19 protein-coding genes and 1 tRNA gene are annotated in these 17,065 nt (G+C 60.6%); 16 read left to right on the forward strand and 4 right to left on the reverse strand.

Annotated features, from left to right (window positions below):
- Window positions 1-66 precede the first annotated feature (66 nt).
- Window positions 67-519 (reverse strand): universal stress protein, encoded by a 453-nt coding sequence (locus O2N64_RS12155; protein ID WP_271077853.1) that lies wholly within the window; start codon window positions 517-519, stop codon window positions 67-69.
- 144 nt (window positions 520-663) lie between these two features.
- Here O2N64_RS12155 and O2N64_RS12160 point away from each other — a divergent pair, with 144 nt between their 5' ends.
- The 6 genes from O2N64_RS12160 (at window position 664) to O2N64_RS12185 (ending at window position 5,936) form a co-directional block, all read left to right on the forward strand.
- On the forward strand, window positions 664-1,965 hold the full coding sequence (locus tag O2N64_RS12160; RefSeq protein ID WP_271077854.1) for a pyruvate dehydrogenase complex dihydrolipoamide acetyltransferase: 1,302 nt from the start codon (window positions 664-666) through the stop codon (window positions 1,963-1,965).
- 20 nt (window positions 1,966-1,985) lie between these two features.
- Window positions 1,986-2,174, forward strand: a complete 189-nt coding sequence (locus O2N64_RS12165) for a hypothetical protein (RefSeq protein ID WP_271077855.1) — start codon at window positions 1,986-1,988, stop codon at window positions 2,172-2,174.
- Between the two features lie 131 nt (window positions 2,175-2,305).
- Window positions 2,306-2,677, forward strand: coding sequence for an acyl-CoA thioesterase (locus tag O2N64_RS12170; RefSeq protein WP_271077856.1), 372 nt, complete (start codon window positions 2,306-2,308; stop codon window positions 2,675-2,677).
- A gap of 177 nt (window positions 2,678-2,854) precedes the next feature.
- Window positions 2,855-4,270, forward strand: a complete 1,416-nt coding sequence (gene lpdA, locus O2N64_RS12175; protein WP_271077857.1) for a dihydrolipoyl dehydrogenase — start codon at window positions 2,855-2,857, stop codon at window positions 4,268-4,270.
- Complete coding sequence (locus O2N64_RS12180; protein ID WP_271077858.1) at window positions 4,270-5,202, forward strand: aminotransferase class IV; 933 nt, start codon at window positions 4,270-4,272, stop codon at window positions 5,200-5,202. The genes lpdA and O2N64_RS12180 overlap by 1 nt, the downstream gene beginning before the upstream one ends.
- Window positions 5,202-5,936 (forward strand): HAD family hydrolase, encoded by a 735-nt coding sequence (locus O2N64_RS12185; protein ID WP_271077859.1) that lies wholly within the window; start codon window positions 5,202-5,204, stop codon window positions 5,934-5,936. Before O2N64_RS12180 ends, O2N64_RS12185 begins: the two co-directional genes overlap by 1 nt.
- Before the next feature lie 39 nt (window positions 5,937-5,975).
- Here the strand turns inward: O2N64_RS12185 and O2N64_RS12190 are convergent, their stop codons facing one another.
- A complete protein-coding gene (locus O2N64_RS12190) occupies window positions 5,976-6,419 on the reverse strand; it encodes a potassium channel family protein (protein WP_271077860.1) in 444 nt (147 codons plus the stop codon).
- A gap of 99 nt (window positions 6,420-6,518) precedes the next feature.
- Window positions 6,519-6,608: transfer RNA gene (locus tag O2N64_RS12195), tRNA-Ser, on the reverse strand.
- A 135-nt stretch (window positions 6,609-6,743) separates the two neighbouring features.
- Between O2N64_RS12195 and O2N64_RS12200 the strand changes: the two genes are divergently transcribed.
- The 10 genes from O2N64_RS12200 to mazG all read left to right on the forward strand — a co-directional run bounded on the left by O2N64_RS12200 (window position 6,744) and on the right by mazG (window position 15,786).
- Window positions 6,744-7,778 carry a lytic murein transglycosylase gene (locus tag O2N64_RS12200; RefSeq protein ID WP_271077861.1) on the forward strand — a complete coding sequence of 345 codons (1,035 nt, stop codon included), beginning with the start codon at window positions 6,744-6,746 and terminating at the stop codon, window positions 7,776-7,778.
- A 67-nt stretch (window positions 7,779-7,845) separates the two neighbouring features.
- On the forward strand, window positions 7,846-8,799 hold the full coding sequence (locus tag O2N64_RS12205; RefSeq protein ID WP_271077862.1) for an SPOR domain-containing protein: 954 nt from the start codon (window positions 7,846-7,848) through the stop codon (window positions 8,797-8,799).
- Between the two features lie 57 nt (window positions 8,800-8,856).
- Window positions 8,857-9,990, forward strand: coding sequence for a D-alanyl-D-alanine carboxypeptidase family protein (locus O2N64_RS12210; protein WP_271077863.1), 1,134 nt, complete (start codon window positions 8,857-8,859; stop codon window positions 9,988-9,990).
- Complete coding sequence (gene tmk, locus O2N64_RS12215) at window positions 9,990-10,622, forward strand: dTMP kinase (protein ID WP_271077864.1); 633 nt, start codon at window positions 9,990-9,992, stop codon at window positions 10,620-10,622. Before O2N64_RS12210 ends, tmk begins: the two co-directional genes overlap by 1 nt.
- Window positions 10,619-11,575 (forward strand): DNA polymerase III subunit delta', encoded by a 957-nt coding sequence (locus O2N64_RS12220; protein WP_271077865.1) that lies wholly within the window; start codon window positions 10,619-10,621, stop codon window positions 11,573-11,575. The genes tmk and O2N64_RS12220 overlap by 4 nt, the downstream gene beginning before the upstream one ends.
- Window positions 11,576-11,587: 12 nt before the next feature.
- The gene (gene metG, locus O2N64_RS12225) at window positions 11,588-13,144 is read left to right on the forward strand and encodes a methionine--tRNA ligase (protein WP_271077866.1); all 1,557 of its coding nucleotides are present in this window, start codon (window positions 11,588-11,590) and stop codon (window positions 13,142-13,144) included.
- Window positions 13,144-13,932 carry a TatD family hydrolase gene (locus tag O2N64_RS12230; protein ID WP_271077867.1) on the forward strand — a complete coding sequence of 263 codons (789 nt, stop codon included), beginning with the start codon at window positions 13,144-13,146 and terminating at the stop codon, window positions 13,930-13,932. Before metG ends, O2N64_RS12230 begins: the two co-directional genes overlap by 1 nt.
- On the forward strand, window positions 13,929-14,696 hold the full coding sequence (locus O2N64_RS12235; protein ID WP_271077868.1) for an MBL fold metallo-hydrolase: 768 nt from the start codon (window positions 13,929-13,931) through the stop codon (window positions 14,694-14,696). The genes O2N64_RS12230 and O2N64_RS12235 overlap by 4 nt, the downstream gene beginning before the upstream one ends.
- Before the next feature lie 13 nt (window positions 14,697-14,709).
- Complete coding sequence (locus tag O2N64_RS12240; RefSeq protein WP_271077869.1) at window positions 14,710-14,886, forward strand: hypothetical protein; 177 nt, start codon at window positions 14,710-14,712, stop codon at window positions 14,884-14,886.
- A gap of 138 nt (window positions 14,887-15,024) precedes the next feature.
- The gene (gene mazG, locus O2N64_RS12245) at window positions 15,025-15,786 is read left to right on the forward strand and encodes a nucleoside triphosphate pyrophosphohydrolase (RefSeq protein ID WP_271077870.1); all 762 of its coding nucleotides are present in this window, start codon (window positions 15,025-15,027) and stop codon (window positions 15,784-15,786) included.
- Here mazG and hflX read toward each other — a convergent pair.
- A complete protein-coding gene (gene hflX, locus O2N64_RS12250; RefSeq protein WP_271077871.1) occupies window positions 15,783-17,054 on the reverse strand; it encodes a GTPase HflX in 1,272 nt (423 codons plus the stop codon). The two genes, mazG and hflX, sit on opposite strands and share 4 nt — an antisense overlap.
- Between the last annotated feature and the right edge of the window lie 11 nt (window positions 17,055-17,065).

The following is a 17,065-nucleotide window of genomic DNA, read 5'->3' on the forward strand; positions in this document are numbered from 1 at the left end:
CCCGCAGCGGGCGCAGCTTGCCTGCGCGTCTAGCGAGGACGAACCCGCGGATGCGGGTTCGCAAAATCAAGAGAGCCTGTCGATTTCTTCCTCGGACAAGCCGCCTGGGATGATGAACAGCGGGCAGGGCAGGCTCCCGGCCTTGTGCGTGAAATGCGTTACCAGAGGGCCGGGTGTGCCTTCCGCCGCGGCACTCAGCACCAAAGCCGCAACTTCAGGGTGATCGCCGAGATATTCGGCGATTACCTTTTGCGCGTCGCCCACGCGCACGGCAATCTGCGGCATTTTCCCGCTTTCATAAGCGAGCTCACCCGCCGCGCTGCTGGCGAGCACTTCGGCCCGGTCGCGCGCCTCTTCCTCGATGGTCGCCTGCACGCCGCCAAACGCATTGAACGCCTGCGGCTGGACGAGCGCGAGCAGGTGAACCATGCCCCCTGTCTTCGCCGCACGGCGCGCGGCAAAACGCAGCGCCACTCGCGCTTCTTCCGTCTCGTCGATAATCGTCAGATAAACGCGCATTCGTATTTCCCTCTCCGAACCGTTGGATATTCAGGGAAATCACGGCATGTGCAAGTGAACCTTGCCCCGCGCGGCCAAATTGGCCAATGAACGGCTGCACGAAAAGAGCAAGAAACCAAATTTGTCAGGGAGCGTACTCCGCACATGCCGATTGCCATCAAGATGCCCGCCCTTTCGCCAACCATGGAAGAAGGGACTCTCGCAAAATGGCTGGTGAAAGTGGGGGACAGCGTCTCCTCCGGCGACATCATGGCCGAGATCGAGACCGACAAGGCAACGATGGAATTCGAAGCCGTGGATGAGGGCGTGATAGCCCATATCCAGGTGGAAGAAGGCACTGAAGGCGTGAAGGTCGGCACGATCATCGCGACGCTCGCCGAAGATGGCGAAGAAGTGAGCGATGTGGAGCCTGCCGGCGATGGCGCATCGGCTCCCGCACCCGCGCCAGCCGAGAAAGACGAAGCTCCCGCCGAGCCCGCGAAAGCTGAACCGCGCGAAAGCGCAGAGCCTGCACGCACGCCTGCCCCGGCAGCATCTTCGGGCGACCGCGTCATCGCATCGCCGCTCGCCAAGCGCATCGCCGAGCAGAAGGGGCTCGACCTTTCCGCGATCAAGGGCAGTGGCCCCAATGGCCGCATCGTGAAAGCCGACGTTGAAGATGCGAAACCGGGTGCAGCTGCTCCGGCTCCTGCCCCAAGCGCTCCAGTCCCTTCACCGACGCCTGCACCAGCTCCGACGGAAGCACAGGATTTCGGCATTCCGCACGAGGTCGAGAAGCTGTCCGGCATGCGCAAGACCATCGCGCGCCGCCTGACCGAATCCAAACAGCAGGTTCCGCATATCTACCTGACGGTCGATATCCGCCTCGACGCGCTGCTCAAGCTGCGCAGCGAGCTTAATGCCGCGCTCCAACCGCAGGGCGTGAAGCTCTCGGTCAACGATCTCATGATCAAGGCGCTGGGCAAATCGCTCGAAGCCGTGCCCGCCTGCAACGTGCAGTTTGCTGGCGACACCATGCTCAAGTTCAAGCGCGCCGACGTGTCGGTGGCCGTCAGCATCCCCAATGGCCTGATCACTCCCATCGTTACCGATGCGGGCAGCAAGGCGGTGAGCAAGATCAGCACCGAGATGAAGGACCTCGCCACCCGCGCGAAGGACGGGAAGCTGGCCCCCGAGGAATACCAGGGCGGCACCGCGAGTCTTTCCAACATGGGTATGTTCGGCATCAAGCAGTTCGAAGCCGTCATCAACCCGCCGCAGGGCATGATCATGGCGATCGGTGCAGGCGACAAGCGTCCCTATGTCGTCGATGACAGCCTGCAGATTGCCAGCGTAATGTCTGCCACCGGCAGCTTCGACCACCGCGCCATCGACGGCGCAGACGGCGCGCAGTTGATGAAAGCCTTCAAGGAAATGATCGAGGCACCGCTGGGGCTGGTGGCGTAAAGCAAGGATGACGAGCTCGAATGGACATCCTGCTGCTCATAGTAGGTATCCTCTGCATCATAGTGGCGGGTGCCCTAATACCTATTCTCGTTGTGGGCTCCCTCTTCAAGAAGATGGAGCATGGTTCGAAGCGCGGCGGAATTATCGGCAACTTCTTATTCGTCGGTTTGCTAATGGGCTTTGGTATCTTTCTCGTATCGAGCCACTGAAATGCTCATGAAGGGGCTGATTGGATGCGCGTCACACGTGTGTTGCGAACTGTCGTCATCTGGCTCGGCTTGCTTGCTTTGGCATTCGTCGGAGTGCTTTTCATCGGTTTTGGCTACCTCTTCGGTCTGTGATGACTAATCGTAACCCCGCCATGCGCGTCACCGCGATGCCTGCCGACGCCAATGCCTATGGCGACATCTTCGGCGGCTGGCTGATGAGCCTGATGGACTCGGGCGCGGGGCTTGTCGCTGCTCGCCGGGCGAAGGGCAGGGCGGTCACCATCGCGATGGATGGCGTCACGTTCCACAAGCCGGTGAAAGTGGGCGACGAAGTCTCGGTCTACGCCGAAATCACCAAGGTCGGCACCAGCAGCATAGTGATCGCCACCGACGCCTACCGCCGCGAGCGCCATTCGGAAGAGGAAGAGCTGGTGACCTCTGCCAAATTCACCTTTGTTGCGATAGACGATGGGGGCAAGCCCCGCCCGGTGGCTGCGGCATGACTTCAGCGCTCTTTCCTACACCCATCTTGGCAGGCCATGTCGATCGCATGACCGCTCTCGCTGGCACCCCTAAGAAACCAATTTCAGGCGTGAAATCCGCTCCGGAGAAATTCCTCCCCTGGACACTGTCACACCTGTCACACCCTTTGAACGAAACCACTGAAAGCAGGACAGCAAATGGCTGACAACTCATACGACGTCGTCGTTCTCGGATCGGGCCCTGGTGGCTATGTCGCGGCAATCCGCTGCGCGCAGCTGGGGCTCAAGACCGCCATCGTGGAGCGCGAGAACCTGGGCGGAATCTGCCTCAACTGGGGCTGTATCCCGACAAAGGCGCTGCTTCGCTCGGCAGAGATCCTGCATTATGCCCAGCACGCCAAGGACTATGGCCTGAAGATCGCGGGCGAGATTGAGGCCGACCTCGAAGCCGTGGTGAAGCGCAGCCGCGGCGTCGCCAAGCAGCTCTCCAGCGGCATCGCGCACCTGATGAAGAAGAACAAGATCACCGTCCACATGGGCGAGGGCACGCTGACCGGCGCGACCAGCCTGACGGTGAAGGGCGACAAGGGCGAGGAGAAGCTGACCGCCAAGCATGTGATCGTCGCCACCGGCGCGCGGGCCCGTGACCTCCCGTTCGCTCCGGCAGACGGCAAGAAGGTGTGGACCTACCGCACCGCCATGACGCCGCCCGAAATGCCGAAGAAGCTGCTGGTCATCGGATCGGGCGCCATCGGGATCGAGTTCGCCAGCTTCTACAACGACATGGGCGCGGATGTGACCGTGGTCGAGATGCTCGACCGCATCGTGCCGGTGGAAGACCACGAGGTCTCCGCCTTCCTCAACAAGAGCCTCACCAAGCAGGGCATGACGATCATGACCGGTGCGGGGGTCGAGGACCTGAAAGTGACCGGCAAAGGCGTGACGGCCAAGATCAAGGACAAGGACGGCAAGGTCCATACGGGCGAATACACGCACTGCATCACCGCCATCGGCATCCAGCCCAATACCGAGAACATCGGAATCGACAAGCTCGCAGAGATGGATCGCGGCTTCATCCAGATCGATCCCTATGGTCGCACCAAATCCAAGGGCCTCTGGGCTATCGGCGACTGCACACCCGGCCCGTGGCTGGCGCACAAGGCTTCGCATGAGGGCGTGACCACCGCTGAAGCCATCGCGCAGGAACTGGGCAACAAGGACGTGCATCCGCACCCGCTCAACCGCTCTGCTATCCCGGGCTGTACCTATTGCCACCCGCAGATCGCCAGCGTCGGCATGACCGAGGCGAAGGCCAAGGAAGCCGGTCACGAGGTGAAGGTCGGCGTGTTCCCCTTCATCGGCAACGGCAAGGCCATTGCTCTGGGAGAAGCGGAGGGCTTCACCAAGACCGTGTTCGACGCGAAGACCGGCGAGCTGCTGGGCGCGCACATGGTCGGCGCGGAAGTGACCGAGATGATCCAGGGCTACACCATCGGCATGACGCTGGAGACGACCGAAGCGGAGCTGATGAACACCGTCTTCCCTCATCCGACGATCTCTGAGTCGATGCATGAAGCGGTTCTGGGCGCATACGGCAGGGCGCTGCATATCTGATGGTCGAGGGGAAGGGCACTCACAGCTACCTCCCCGATCCGCGCAATGCGGACATCCTGATTTGCGTCAATGGCGAGCACTTCGCGCGCGACGCAGCAAAGGTCAGCGTCTTCGACAGCGGCTTCATGCTGGGCGATGGCGTGTGGGAAGGGTTGCGGCTGCATGGCGGCAGGCTCGCCTTCCTCGACCAGCATTTCGAGCGGCTGTGGCGCGGGGCGAAGGCCATTCATATGGACCTTGGCGTCACGCAGGATGAACTGGAGCGGCGGCTCTATGCTGTGCTGGATGCGAACGGGATGGATGGCGAGGGAGTGCATGTCAGGCTGATGTGCACGCGCGGTATCCGCTCGACGCCCTATCAGGACCCGCGCGTCGTCATCAGCCCTGCGACCATCGTGACCATCCCCGAATGGAAGGAACCCGCGCCCGAAACAGCGACGCGGATGCTCGATCTGTTCACCGTCCACGTGCGCCGTGGCTATCCCGACGTGCAGGACCCGATGCTGAACTCGCACAGCAAACTCAACTGCATCACCGCCTGCATCCAGGCGGCGCAGGCGGGGGCGGACGAGGCGCTGATGCTTGACCCGCACGGCTTCGTGGCGACGTGCAATTCGACCCACTTCTTCATCGCCAAGGACGGTGAGATCTGGACAAGCAGCGGTGATTACTGCCTCGACGGCATCACCCGCGGAACGGTGATCAGCGTGGCGCGCGAAGCGGGCATCACCGTGCGCGAACGCAACTTCTCCCTCACCCATGTCTATGGCGCGGACGAAGCCTTCACCACCGGCACATTCGCCGGGGTCGCTCCGGTCGGTACGGTGGACGGGCGCGTGCTCGGCACCGAACGTGGTCCGATGGTCGAGCGCCTCCAGCAGATCTATCTCAAGCGGCTCGCAGAGGATGTCGCAGGGCGAGACAGGCCCTGATGACAATCCGCATCGCCATGTGGTCCGGCCCGCGCAACATATCGACCGCGATGATGCGCAGCTTCGGAGCTAGGCCCGACTGCGCGGTTTCCGACGAACCGTTCTACGGCGCGTTCCTCAGGGACAGCGGTGAGGATCATCCGCTCGGCGCGGAGACCATCGCGGACATGGATTGCGACTGGCATTCGGTGCTGGCTACCCAATCGGGCGAAGGGCACGGAGGCAAGCCGATCTGGTATCAGAAGCATATGCCGCACCACATGGTCGGGCCCATCTCGATCGCCGATATGCCAGAACACCGCCATGCCTTTCTGATCCGCGCCCCCGAACGGGTCGTTGCCAGCTATCGCAAGAAGAACGAGCTTCGCCGGGCCGAGATGCTCGGCTTTGCGCAGATGCGCCGCTACTTCGAGCTGGAACGGGAGCGCAGCGGTGCGATACCTCCGGTGGTCGATAGCGATGCGATCCTGCGTGACCCGACCGGCGTGTTGTCAAAGCTCTGCGAAGCGCTCGGCATCGCGTGGACGCCCGCCATGCTATCTTGGGAGAAAGGCCCGCATCCCGAAGATGGCGTATGGGGCGTGCATTGGTATGATGTGGTCAACGCTTCCACGGGGTTTGGTCCGCCGCCCGCCTCCGAACCGCAACTTGAAGGCGAATACCTCGCCGTAGCGGAGCAATGCCGGGCGGATTACGAGGCGTTGGCTCAGCTCGCTATCTGTGCGGAAAAGTGAGCTTTCCTACGCTACCGATAATGGTTCACACGACTGCTATTAAGGCTTGCGGTGGTGTTTTCCCGGCCGCAGATGCCAAAAACGCTCCATGTAAAGATAGGTGATCGAGGCCGTCCAACCGATCATGACCAGTCCGACAAGCGCTTCGATCCCGCTTAGCAAACGGACGGCTCCTGTCGGATACAAATCGCCGATACCCAGCGTCGTGTAGCTGGTGATCGAAAAATAGAAGGCATCGCCGAAATCATGGCCCGAAGGTCCGTCGATTGAACCAAGTTCGCTCCATTTCTCAATCACGTAGAAGGCAGTCGCGAATAGCAGGATATGGATCATGTGCGATGCGATCGCCGCGACCAGCATGGCCACAATCCTGGCTCGCGGCGGCAATTTGAGGTGTGGAAGTCGCGTCGAGGTCTGCCGCAACACCTCATAATGCACCGCGATGGATGCTCCAACAAGTAGCAGGGCGAGCAGCAGCGTCACCGGATTCGCATCTCCTCTCGCATTTGCAGAGACTGGCGCATGGGCTGCTATAGTCCGCACCGCGACCCGCCATCGCCAAACGTCTGTGGCGTCTGTCGCTGGCGGATGGGGTGGGATTCGAACCCACGAAGGGCTTGCACCCTTGCCGGTTTTCAAGACCGGTGCATTCAACCGCTCTGCCACCCATCCGACCGAGCGGAAGGCGAGCTAGCGCGTTTGTGCGCGCTTGTCACCACACCATTCTGTCGCAAATGCGAGTCTGTTGGGCGCAGAGACCAAAAGAGGGCATTCCCAAGTCACTGAAAGCTGGCATAGAGTAACCACATGATCACAAAGCACCTCCGCCACATCGGTATCGCCCTTTCCACCAGCCTGCTGCTCGCCGCTCCGCTGCATGCGCAGGATCAATCATTCAACAGCTATCTCGATGAAGTGGGTGAGCGAGCGCGGGCAGAGGGGGTGAGCCAGGCGACGATTGATCGCGTATTCGCCGGCCTGACGCCGCACGCACGTGTGCTTGAGCTTGACCGCGAGCAGGCTTCCTCTGGCAGCAATGTCAATCCGGCAACCGGCTTTGCGTGGATGAGCAGCTATCTCCGCCGCCACAACACCGCATCGCGCATCAATGGCGGACATCGCACGCTGGCTCGCATCGGGCCTTTGGCTGCCGAAATCGAGCGCGAATATGGCGTGCCTGCGGAAATCGTCGTTGCCATCTGGGGTCATGAGACCGCCTATGGCCAAGTCATGGGCGGCTTCGACTTGCCACGCTCACTCGCCACACTCGCATGGGACGGGCGCCGCCGTACGCTGTTTGAGCGTGAGCTGATCGACGTGCTTAAGATGGTCGATATGGGCGTTCCGCGCTCGCAATTGGAAGGCAGCTGGGCTGGTGCATTCGGTAATGGCCAATTCCTCCCCAGCGTCTACCTGCGTCTCGCTGTCGATGGTGATGGTGACGGGGACCGGGATGTCTGGACATCGGATGCCGATTCCGTGCATTCGATAGCCAACTACTTCCGCGATGCAGGCTGGCGCACAGGGCAGCCGTGGGCAGTGCGCGCATTCGTGCCCAACAGCCTCGATCGCGCCGCTATCGAGAACAATACCGCCGCACCCGTCTGCCCTCGCGTGCACGCTCGCCACAGCCGCTGGATGACAGTGCGCGAGTGGCGCGAAATGGGCGTGCAGCCGCGCGCGCCGATCGATGATGACGTCATGGCTTCGCTGTTCGAACCGGACGGTCCGGCAGAGCCCGGCTACCTCTTAACTCAGAATTATAGGGTTATCCTCGAATATAACTGCTCGAACTATTACGCGATGAGCGTGGGGTTGCTTGCAGATGAGATTAGCCGATGACCGCCGTTTACCTCTCCTTTTCAGGGGAATAGCGACTTCTGCCCTGGCGGCAGGGCTTGCCGCCTGCGTGTCCGGGACCGCCGGATCGGTCAATTCGGTAAGCAGCGCTCAACTGCCGGTGAGCCAGCAAAACGGACCGTCTGCGGATTATCCGATCACGGTGGGCGAGCCCTATGTGGTCAACGGGACGGAATATGTCCCGCTCGACACGATGAACTATGATCACGTCGGCTATCTGACTGTCGATCAGGGCGCGCGCGGTATTACCGGGACGCACCATACGCTGCCTTTGCCAAGCTATGTTGAAGTGACGTCGCTGGAAACCGGCCGGACGATCCTTGTGCGTCTCGAACGGCGCGGACCGATGGACTCGAACAATCTGCTTGGTCTTTCTCCGGCTGCACTGGAACAGCTAGGCGCTGGATCACAAACGCCGGTTCGTGTTCGCCGCGTCAATCCGCCAGAGGCAGAACGCTTCGCCTTGCGTTCGGGCGAGGCTGCTCCCGAGCGCATGGATACACCCGCATCGCTTCTGACTGTTCTGCAGCGCCGCCTTCCTGAATCAGGTGCGGCATCCCTACGTCCCGACGCACGGGCAGCTTCGCCCGCTGCACAAGTTCCGGCACCCGTCGTTGCAAGCAATGACCAAGAACTGCCGGCAGTCGCATCAGCGACTTCGCTTCCACCTATCGGCGCAGCGCCCCATGCGGACGAAGGAGCAGGTAGCGGTGAATTTGCAGCCGCCTTCGAAAATGACGACGCGAACGCATCGGAAGCAGCACCGGCACCTGGGCACGTTGAGCAGGCCGCCGAAGGGCGCTTCGTGGTGCAAGCCGCAGCATTCTCGACGAGGGACCGCGCCGATCGCGTTGCCAATACACTCGGCGGAATGGTGACGCAAGCGGGCCGCTTCTGGCGCGTCCGCACCGGGCCTTTCGCGACCCGTGGAGAAGCCGAGGCTTCGCTCGCCAATGTGCGGCGCGCGGGCTATAGCGATGCACGAATCCTGACCAGCGGCTAGGCAAAGGTGCCAATCGCCGCACGGAGTGGCAGATTGGACCTGAAGCGATTTTCGGCAATGGCAATTATGCTGGGCGCATGCGTGCTGCCCGCAACACCTGCCATGCCTGCCCCGGCACCGGTACCCGAAGAAATACCGGTTGGAGTCCTCGTCGATCTGTCAACAGGGCAAACCCTGTTTGCACGCGAGGCGGATCGTCGCTTTGTCCCCGCTTCCGTCACCAAGGTGATGACGGCTTACACCGCTTTCAAACTGATCGAGGAAGGCGAGCTGCGGCTCGATATGCCCTATCTGTATCCCGCTTCGCTGGAAGAGGAGTGGTATGCCGAAGGCTCCAACATGTTCCTGCGCGCCGGTGAGCGGCCTACGATCGCGCAGCTCTTGCTCGGCATCACCACAGTTTCCGGGAATGATGCGAGCGTTGCTCTGGCAACTGCCGCTACCGGGTCGCTCGATAGCTGGATCGCGCTGATGAATGCCAATGCCGAGGCACTTGGCATGCGCAATACGCATTTCGGCTCGGCCAACGGTTTTCCGGACGGCGGAGAAACCTACACCACCGCCAACGATCTCGCGCTGCTCGGCGCGGCGATCACGCGCGAGTATCCCGGCCTTTACCGTCGCTTCTTCGGCCATCGCGGCCTGCGCTGGCGGGATATTGCTCAGTCCAATCACGATCCTGTCACAGGCCGCGTGGATGGCGCCGATGGCATGAAAACCGGCTACACCAATGAGGCTGGCTTCACCTTTCTCGGCTCCGCTGAACGCGACGACAGGCGGCTGGTGATGGTGCTCGCCGGTGCGCCCTCCGGCCGGGAAAGAGATGATGCTTCACGCGCGCTGCTCGAATGGGGGTTCGATAATTTCGAGCACACCAAGCTGATCGACCGCGGTACGATCGTGAGTTCGGCTGCGGTACAGGACGGTTCGGCAGCGCGGGTCAATCTACGCCTTGAGAGCGATCTGGCAGTTGCTCTGCCCAAGGATATCGACGTGGATAGCTGGAAGATCGAGACCGTTTACCGCGGGCCCCTGCAGGCCCCCATTGCAGCGGGTGACTCGGTGGCGCGATTGCGCCTCACAATTGACGGAGAAAGCGTGCTGGAAGCCCCTCTGGTCGCTGCAGCAGATGTGCCGCAGGCCAATCTGTTTCAACGCATCGCCAATGCTTTTGTGAGCTGGGTGCAGTAATGCGCGGTACATTCATCAGTCTGGAAGGCGGCGAAGGCGTCGGCAAATCGACACAGGCAAGCCTGTTGTCAGAGGCTTTGGAGATGCGCGGCCTTACTGTTCTCCAGACCCGCGAGCCGGGCGGCACACCCGGCGCGGAGGCGATCCGTGGTCTCCTGCTTGACAAGCAGTTCGATTGGGACGTGGCCGCCGAAGCCTTGCTCTTCGCGGCCGCGCGATCGGATCATGTGGCCAACGCCATTTATCCGGCCTTGCATGATGGCAAATGGGTCGTCTGCGATCGCTTTATCGATTCCTCGCGCGCGTATCAGGCGGGCGGAGATGATCTGTCGGACGATGCAATCCTCTCGCTCCACACCATCGGCTCATATGCTTTGATGCCGGATATTACCTTCCTGCTACAGGCAGAGAGCGAAGATATCGCGCAGAGGCTTGCCGAGCGGGACGGCGACAATGCAGACCGTATCGGCGGGCGATCTGCGGCCTATCACGCCCGCGTTGCGCAGCGTTTCCGCGATCTCGCAGCGATGGACCCGGAGCGATTTGTGCTGATCGACGCCGCTGGGTCTCCCGAAGAGGTTCACACGCGCATCATGCGCGCGATGGCGCCGTTATTGGGCGAAGGCGGATGAGTTATATCGGTCATGAAGAGGCGTGGGCCACGTGGCGCAGCGCAATGTCTGGCGAACGGATGCACCATGCCTGGATCCTGTCGGGTCGCAAAGGCGTCGGCAAATCGGCTTTCGCTCTTGCTGCTGCCCGCGAGCTGGTCGCGGAAGAGGACGTTGTTCAGCCCGCCGGCGATCATCCCGATATCCTCTACACCTCGCACCCTCCGAAAAATGATGCGGAGGAGAAGAAGCGCGCCGATGGCAAACCCTTTGAGCTGGCGCGCAACATCAAGATCGAGCAGATTCGCCAGCTTCAGCAGCGCCTGAACACGCGCCCGACACTCGGCGCGCGGCGCGCTGTGATCATCGACCCGGCAGACGACATGGAAGCGCCGACCGCCAATGCTTTGCTCAAAAGCCTAGAAGAACCGCCGCAGGGCACGTTTTTCCTGCTGATTGCACATCGCATCGGACGCCTGCTGCCGACGATCCGCTCACGCTGCCGCATCCTCGCTTTCCCGCGAATTTCGGATCAAGACATGCGCGCCGTCCTCGCCCGGGAAGCGCCGCAGGCGAGCAATGAAATGCGCGACGCGGCCATGGCAGCAGCTTCGGGCTCGCCCGGTGCAGCGATCGATTTCGTGGAGCTTGACCTCGGCAAAATACACACGCTGATGCAGCAGATTGCTGAGCGCGGCGATCCCGATTTCGCCCTGCGCGGACAGCTCGCAGGTGCAATGGGCGCGCGGCCCAAGCGGGAGAAGCAGCTAGCCGCTATCGAGCTGGCGCGCGCAGTGGTGGCCGGGCATATGTCGGGCGTTGGGCACGATCAGATCCCCGCGCTGGTTGAGACCCACGCCGAGTTGGTCCGGCTCGCCGCGCAGGCGCCGACCGCCAATTTCGACGCCGGGCTGCTGATCATGGAAATCGGCACTTTGCTAAGCAACCTTGCAGCCGCCCGGAGTGCAGCCTAGGGAAACGCGCAAATGGCTGATCCCTTCTATCTTACCACCGCGATTCACTATCCCAACGGCAAGCCGCATATCGGCCATGCCTATGAGACGATCGCTGCCGACGTTCTTGCACGTTTCCACCGCCAGATGGGCCGCGAGGTGCGCTTCCAGACCGGGACCGACGAGCACGGGCTAAAGATGGCGCAAAAGGCGCGCGATCTCGGCATCACGCCGCGCGAGCTGGCGGACGAAATGTCCGGCTATTTCCGGGATTTGTTCGACAAACTCGATATTTCCTACGACCGCTTCATCCGCACCAGCGAAGACGTACACCACGCCGCGAGCCGCGAAATCTGGAAGAGGATGGAAGCCAAAGGCGACCTCTATCTCGACCGGTACGAGGGATGGTATTCGATCCGCGATGAAGCCTATTACGACGAGAGCGAGCTGATCGAAGGGGAGGGGGATGAGAAACTCTCGCCCCAAGGCACGCCCGTTGAGTGGACGGTTGAGGAAAGCTGGTTCTTCCGCCTTTCCAATTATCAGGACAAGCTTCTGGCGCTCTACAATGAGCAACCGGGCTTCATTCGCCCGGATAGCCGCCGCAATGAAGTGATGCGGTTTGTTGAAGGCGGTCTGCGCGATCTGTCCGTCAGCCGGACGAGTTTCGACTGGGGCGTGAAGGTACCGGGCGCGGAAGACCACGTCATGTATGTGTGGGTAGATGCGCTCACCAATTATCTGACCGGTCTGGGCTTCCCCGAAGAAACCGAGGAGATGGCCATATTCTGGCCTGCCGACCTGCATCTGATCGGCAAGGATATTACGCGGTTCCACACGGTCTATTGGCCCGCTTTCCTCATGAGCGCCGATATTCCTTTGCCGAAGCAGGTGTTCGCGCACGGCTTCCTGCTCAAAAAGGGGCAGAAGGAAAGCAAGAGCCTCGGCAATGTGACCGATCCGGCCGAGCTGGCAGACCGTTATGGCGTCGATGTGCTCCGCTATTTCCTCCTGCGTGAATTCAGCTTCGGGCAGGATGGCAGCTATTCACATGAAGCCATTGTAAATAGAGCAAACTCCGAACTCGCAAACAGCTTCGGTAATCTGGCCCAGCGCACGCTTTCGCTGATTTTCAAGAACTGCGAAGGCGAATTGCCGGCGCTCGACAATTTGCAAGCGGACGACACGGAATTGCTCGATCAGATCGAGAAAGCGTGCAAGACGGATCTGCCTCAGGCTTTCGAAGCGCTGGCGTTCTCGCAAGGGCTCGAGGCGTGGATGAACGCCGTGTTCGCCTGCAACGCCTATATCGATGTGCAGGCACCCTGGGCATTGAAGAAAACCGATCCGGATCGCATGAGGACTGTGCTGGCGACGCTTTATGTCTGTATTGCGCAGCTTGCTGAAGCGGTCGTTCCGGTGATGCCAGGGTCGATGGCGAAGCTTCTCGATGCCATGAATGCCGATGCGCAGAAGATAGATACTGTCTGGTATCGCGCATTATCGCAGAGCGATTTCCGTCTTGAAAAGCCGCAGGGCCTCTTCCCGCGGCTCGAACTTCCTGAGGCCGACGAAGGGCAGGGCGACTGATGCTCATCGATAGCCATTGCCATCTGGTTTATGAGGGCCTCAAGGAACGTCAGGCTGAAGTTCTGGCCAATGCCCGCGCGCTTGGTGTGCAGGGTTTCCTCAATATCTCGACGCGTGAAAGCGAATGGGGCGATGTGATCGCGGTCGCCGAGCGCGAAAACGACGTGTGGGCGACCGTCGGCATCCATCCGCATGAGGCCGATCAACATGCAGATCTGGGCCGTGACATACTCCTCAAGGCGACCGAACACGATCGGGTAATCGGAATCGGTGAAACGGGTCTTGATTACTACTACGACAAGTCCGACCGGCAGGTTCAGCAGGACCTCTTCCGCATGCATATCGGCGTCGCGCGGGAGACCGGCCTGCCGCTGGTAATCCATACGCGCGATGCGGATCAGGATACCGGCGACATCCTCGAGGATGAAATGGGGAAGGGGGCCTTCCCCGCCCTGATCCACTGCTTCACCGCCTCCCCTGCATTCGGCCGCCGGGTTCTGGAGATGGGACTCTCGATCTCGCTTTCAGGTATTATCACTTTCAAGAATGCGAAAGAACTACAGGAATTTGCGAAGGAAATTCCGACCGACCGACTTCTGGTAGAAACCGACAGTCCGTTCCTTGCTCCAGTCCCGCATCGCGGCAAGACAGGCGAACCGGCGTTCGTTCGCAACACCGCCGAATTCGTCGCGGACTTGCGGGGCGAAAGCCTTGAGGAACTCGGCGCGACCACCACGGCGCACTTCTTCAACCTGTTCAGCAAGGCGCGGGACGGGGTGCCTGCGTGAAGCTGATCGTCCTGGGCTGCGGCACATCGACCGGCGTACCGCGTATCGGCAATGACTGGGGTGCATGCGACCCGCGCGATCCGAAAAATCGCCGGACCCGCGTATCAATCGTGGTAGAAAGCGATGCTGGCAATAGGCTGCTCGTCGATACGTCGCCCGATTTGCGCCAGCAAATGCTGGCAAACGAAATCGACAGGCTGGATGCGGTCTTCTGGACGCATGATCACGCCGATCATTGCCACGGCATCGATGATTTGCGCCCATTTCGCTTCGGCAGATCCAGCGGACTTCCCGGTTTCGCTTCGAGCGCGACGATCAGCCGCTTAAAGCCGCGCTTCAGCTACGTTTTCAAGGGCGAGCACGGCTATCCCAACATCGTTGAGCTAAACTCGCTCGACAATTTGCGGATGTTTGCCGGATTTGGCGTGGAAACCATCGAAATGCCGCACGGGCCGATTGAATCGACCGGATACCGCTTCGATGCAGACGGAAAATCAATCGGTTACGCCACAGACTTTAGCGAACTGACCGATGCGATGATCGCTTTCTTTGCCGATGTCGACATTCTGGTAACCGACTGTCTGCGCCGTCAGGCACATCCGACGCATGCCAACCTCTCGACCGCGCTGGAGTTCGCCAAACGCACAAAGGCGCGCAAAACCGTCCTGTCGCATCTCGACAAGAGCATGGATTATGCCACGCTGAGCGAAGAAATTCCCTCCGGCGTGCTCGTCGGATACGATGGGATGCATTTGAAAGCCTGACGGAGCTCTGACCATGGGATCAGCTGACGGAGTGCAATTGGTTTCGCTGATTGCGATGGCAGGCTGGCTGGTGCTGGTTCTGTTCGCGTACCGATCTTACAGGGTGGATACCGGGAAGACGATCAGAATGGCGCTTACCTGGGCCGCGATCTTCGCTGGCGTCGCAATCTTTTTCAGTCTCGTAACGTGAATAAGGTGTCAGGTAGTCACGACATCGCACTGAATCTGGTGAGCTCTCGTAGCTCGGAGAGCACTCACGCGCTTAACATAATATATATTATCAATCCGACTTCTTCGTGTAGCTGACCGAAAATGGCGACCCCCTCTCATGTCTGAACAACTCAACCGCCTGCTTTCCATCATGGCGCGGCTGCGTGACCCGGAGCATGGTTGCGAATGGGATGTTGCGCAGACATTCGAAACAATCGCGCCTTATACGATAGAGGAAGCCTATGAAGTCGCCGATGCGATCGAGCGCAGCGATATGGATGAGCTTCGCCGCGAATTGGGCGATTTGCTGCTCCAGGTCGTCTTCCACTCCCGCATGGCCGAAGAGAATGGTCATTTCGCTTTCGAAGATGTCGCACAGGCAATCTCAGACAAGATGGAAGCACGTCATCCGCACATCTTCGGCGATGAGGGTGGCCAGATGGACGGAAAGCGCTGGGAGGATCTGAAAGAGGCGGAGCGGGCAAAAGAAGGCGCGACAAGCGCGATGGATGGTGTTGCCAGTGCTTATCCTGCCCTGCTCCGCTCCGAGAAGCTGCAGAAACGCGCCGCGCGCGTCGGCTTCGAATGGGATGATATAGAAGGTCCGCGCGCAAAACTATTGGAAGAATTGGACGAACTTCATTCCGCAAACGAAGACGACAAGCTGACCGAGGCGGGCGATGTACTTTTCGTAGCCGTCAATATCGTGCGCCGATACGGGGTGGATGCAGAGCAGGCTCTCAAAGCGGCGAACTCCAAATTCGAACGGCGGTTCCGCGAAATGGAGCGTTTGGCTGAGCAGGACGGCGATGATTTCGCCACGCTCTCGCTTGGAGAGCAAGAAGCCTATTGGCAACGCGCCAAGCGCTCAATCGGTTAAGCGTCCAAAGCCTCGAACCGGCCATGCTCTTTCTCGGTCAGGCGAACCTTGACCAGCCTCGCCGGACCTGAAGCGCCCTCTTCCAGTTCTTCCTCGCTCAACACCTCGCCATGGGCGTGCAGCCATGCAATCCGCGCTCCATCATGCGCAGGTAGCGTGAAGCTGTATATCCGGGCGCCTTCCGTCAGGACCGCGCCTAGGCGTTGCTGAAGTTCAGTCAGCCCCTCGCCAGTCATCGCTGAGATGGGAATAATCGCATCGTCGCTTTGCGCGAGACCGCCTAGCTCCGAATTCGCATCCTCGTCAAGCAAGTCCCACTTGTTCCAGACTTCGAGAACCGGGGCATCCACACCCTCCCCTACTTCATCCACGACGCCGAGATCATGGAGGACAGAGAGCACCTGCCGCTTCTGCTGGGCACTGTCAGGATTGGCGATATCGCGGACGTGCAGCACAATGTCCGCTGCCGTCACTTCTTCGAGCGTTGCGCGGAAGGCCGCCACCAATTGGGTAGGCAGATCGGAAATGAATCCGACCGTATCGGACAGAATGGCTTTCTCGACACCGGGCAGGTTAATCGCCCGCATCGTTGGATCGAGTGTGGCGAAGAGCAAGTCTTCCGCCATGACGTCAGCACCGGTCAAGCGGTTGAAAAGCGTTGACTTTCCGGCGTTTGTGTAGCCAACAAGCGCAACGACGGGCCACGGCGCCCTGCCACGTCGCTTGCGATGCAATTCGCGGGTCTTGCGGACCTGCTCCAGCTCCCGCCGAAGCTTCGCCATGCGATCGCGGATCATGCGGCGGTCAGCCTCAATCTGCGTCTCACCCGGGCCGCCGAGGAAGCCGAAGCCACCACGCTGACGCTCGAGGTGAGTCCAGCTGCGCACCAGACGGCTTGCCTGATAGTCCAGATGCGCGAGCTCGACTTGTAAACGGCCTTCCGCCGTTGCTGCCCGCTCCCCGAATATTTCGAGGATGAGACCGGTCCGGTCGATCACCTTGCGGCCGATTTTCTCTTCGAGATTGCGTTGCTGGATGGGCGATAGCGCCCCGTCCACGATGACCAACTCGGCATCGTGCAAGGTGCAATCGGTGGCGATCCGCTGGACTTGGCCCTCACCGAAAAGCGTGTTTGGCCGGATGTCCCGCACGTTCAGTATATAGGCTTCGGCCACGACGATCCCGATCGCAAGCGCGAGACCCTTCGCCTCTTCAAGACGCGCGTCAGGGTCTTCCTCGCTACGCTGGCCGCGAATATCCGGGCACACGACAAGGGCAC

The organism is Aurantiacibacter sp. MUD61 (assembly GCF_027912455.1).
GTDB lineage: Bacteria > Pseudomonadota > Alphaproteobacteria > Sphingomonadales > Sphingomonadaceae > Alteraurantiacibacter.

Bases quoted from the DNA above. Each gene is read 5' to 3' on its own strand.
- O2N64_RS12155 (WP_271077853.1), bottom strand. From the start codon at position 519: ATGCGCGTTTATCTGACGATTATCGACGAGACGGAAGAAGCGCGAGTG.
- O2N64_RS12160 (WP_271077854.1), top strand. From the start codon at position 664: ATGCCGATTGCCATCAAGATGCCCGCCCTTTCGCCAACCATGGAAGAA.
- O2N64_RS12165 (WP_271077855.1), top strand. From the start codon at position 1,986: ATGGACATCCTGCTGCTCATAGTAGGTATCCTCTGCATCATAGTGGCG.
- O2N64_RS12170 (WP_271077856.1), top strand. From the start codon at position 2,306: ATGACTAATCGTAACCCCGCCATGCGCGTCACCGCGATGCCTGCCGAC.
- lpdA (WP_271077857.1), top strand. From the start codon at position 2,855: ATGGCTGACAACTCATACGACGTCGTCGTTCTCGGATCGGGCCCTGGT.
- O2N64_RS12180 (WP_271077858.1), top strand. From the start codon at position 4,270: ATGGTCGAGGGGAAGGGCACTCACAGCTACCTCCCCGATCCGCGCAAT.
- O2N64_RS12185 (WP_271077859.1), top strand. From the start codon at position 5,202: ATGACAATCCGCATCGCCATGTGGTCCGGCCCGCGCAACATATCGACC.
- O2N64_RS12200 (WP_271077861.1), top strand. From the start codon at position 6,744: ATGATCACAAAGCACCTCCGCCACATCGGTATCGCCCTTTCCACCAGC.
- O2N64_RS12210 (WP_271077863.1), top strand. From the start codon at position 8,857: ATGGCAATTATGCTGGGCGCATGCGTGCTGCCCGCAACACCTGCCATG.
- tmk (WP_271077864.1), top strand. From the start codon at position 9,990: ATGCGCGGTACATTCATCAGTCTGGAAGGCGGCGAAGGCGTCGGCAAA.
- O2N64_RS12220 (WP_271077865.1), top strand. From the start codon at position 10,619: ATGAGTTATATCGGTCATGAAGAGGCGTGGGCCACGTGGCGCAGCGCA.
- metG (WP_271077866.1), top strand. From the start codon at position 11,588: ATGGCTGATCCCTTCTATCTTACCACCGCGATTCACTATCCCAACGGC.
- O2N64_RS12230 (WP_271077867.1), top strand. From the start codon at position 13,144: ATGCTCATCGATAGCCATTGCCATCTGGTTTATGAGGGCCTCAAGGAA.
- O2N64_RS12240 (WP_271077869.1), top strand. From the start codon at position 14,710: ATGGGATCAGCTGACGGAGTGCAATTGGTTTCGCTGATTGCGATGGCA.
- mazG (WP_271077870.1), top strand. From the start codon at position 15,025: ATGTCTGAACAACTCAACCGCCTGCTTTCCATCATGGCGCGGCTGCGT.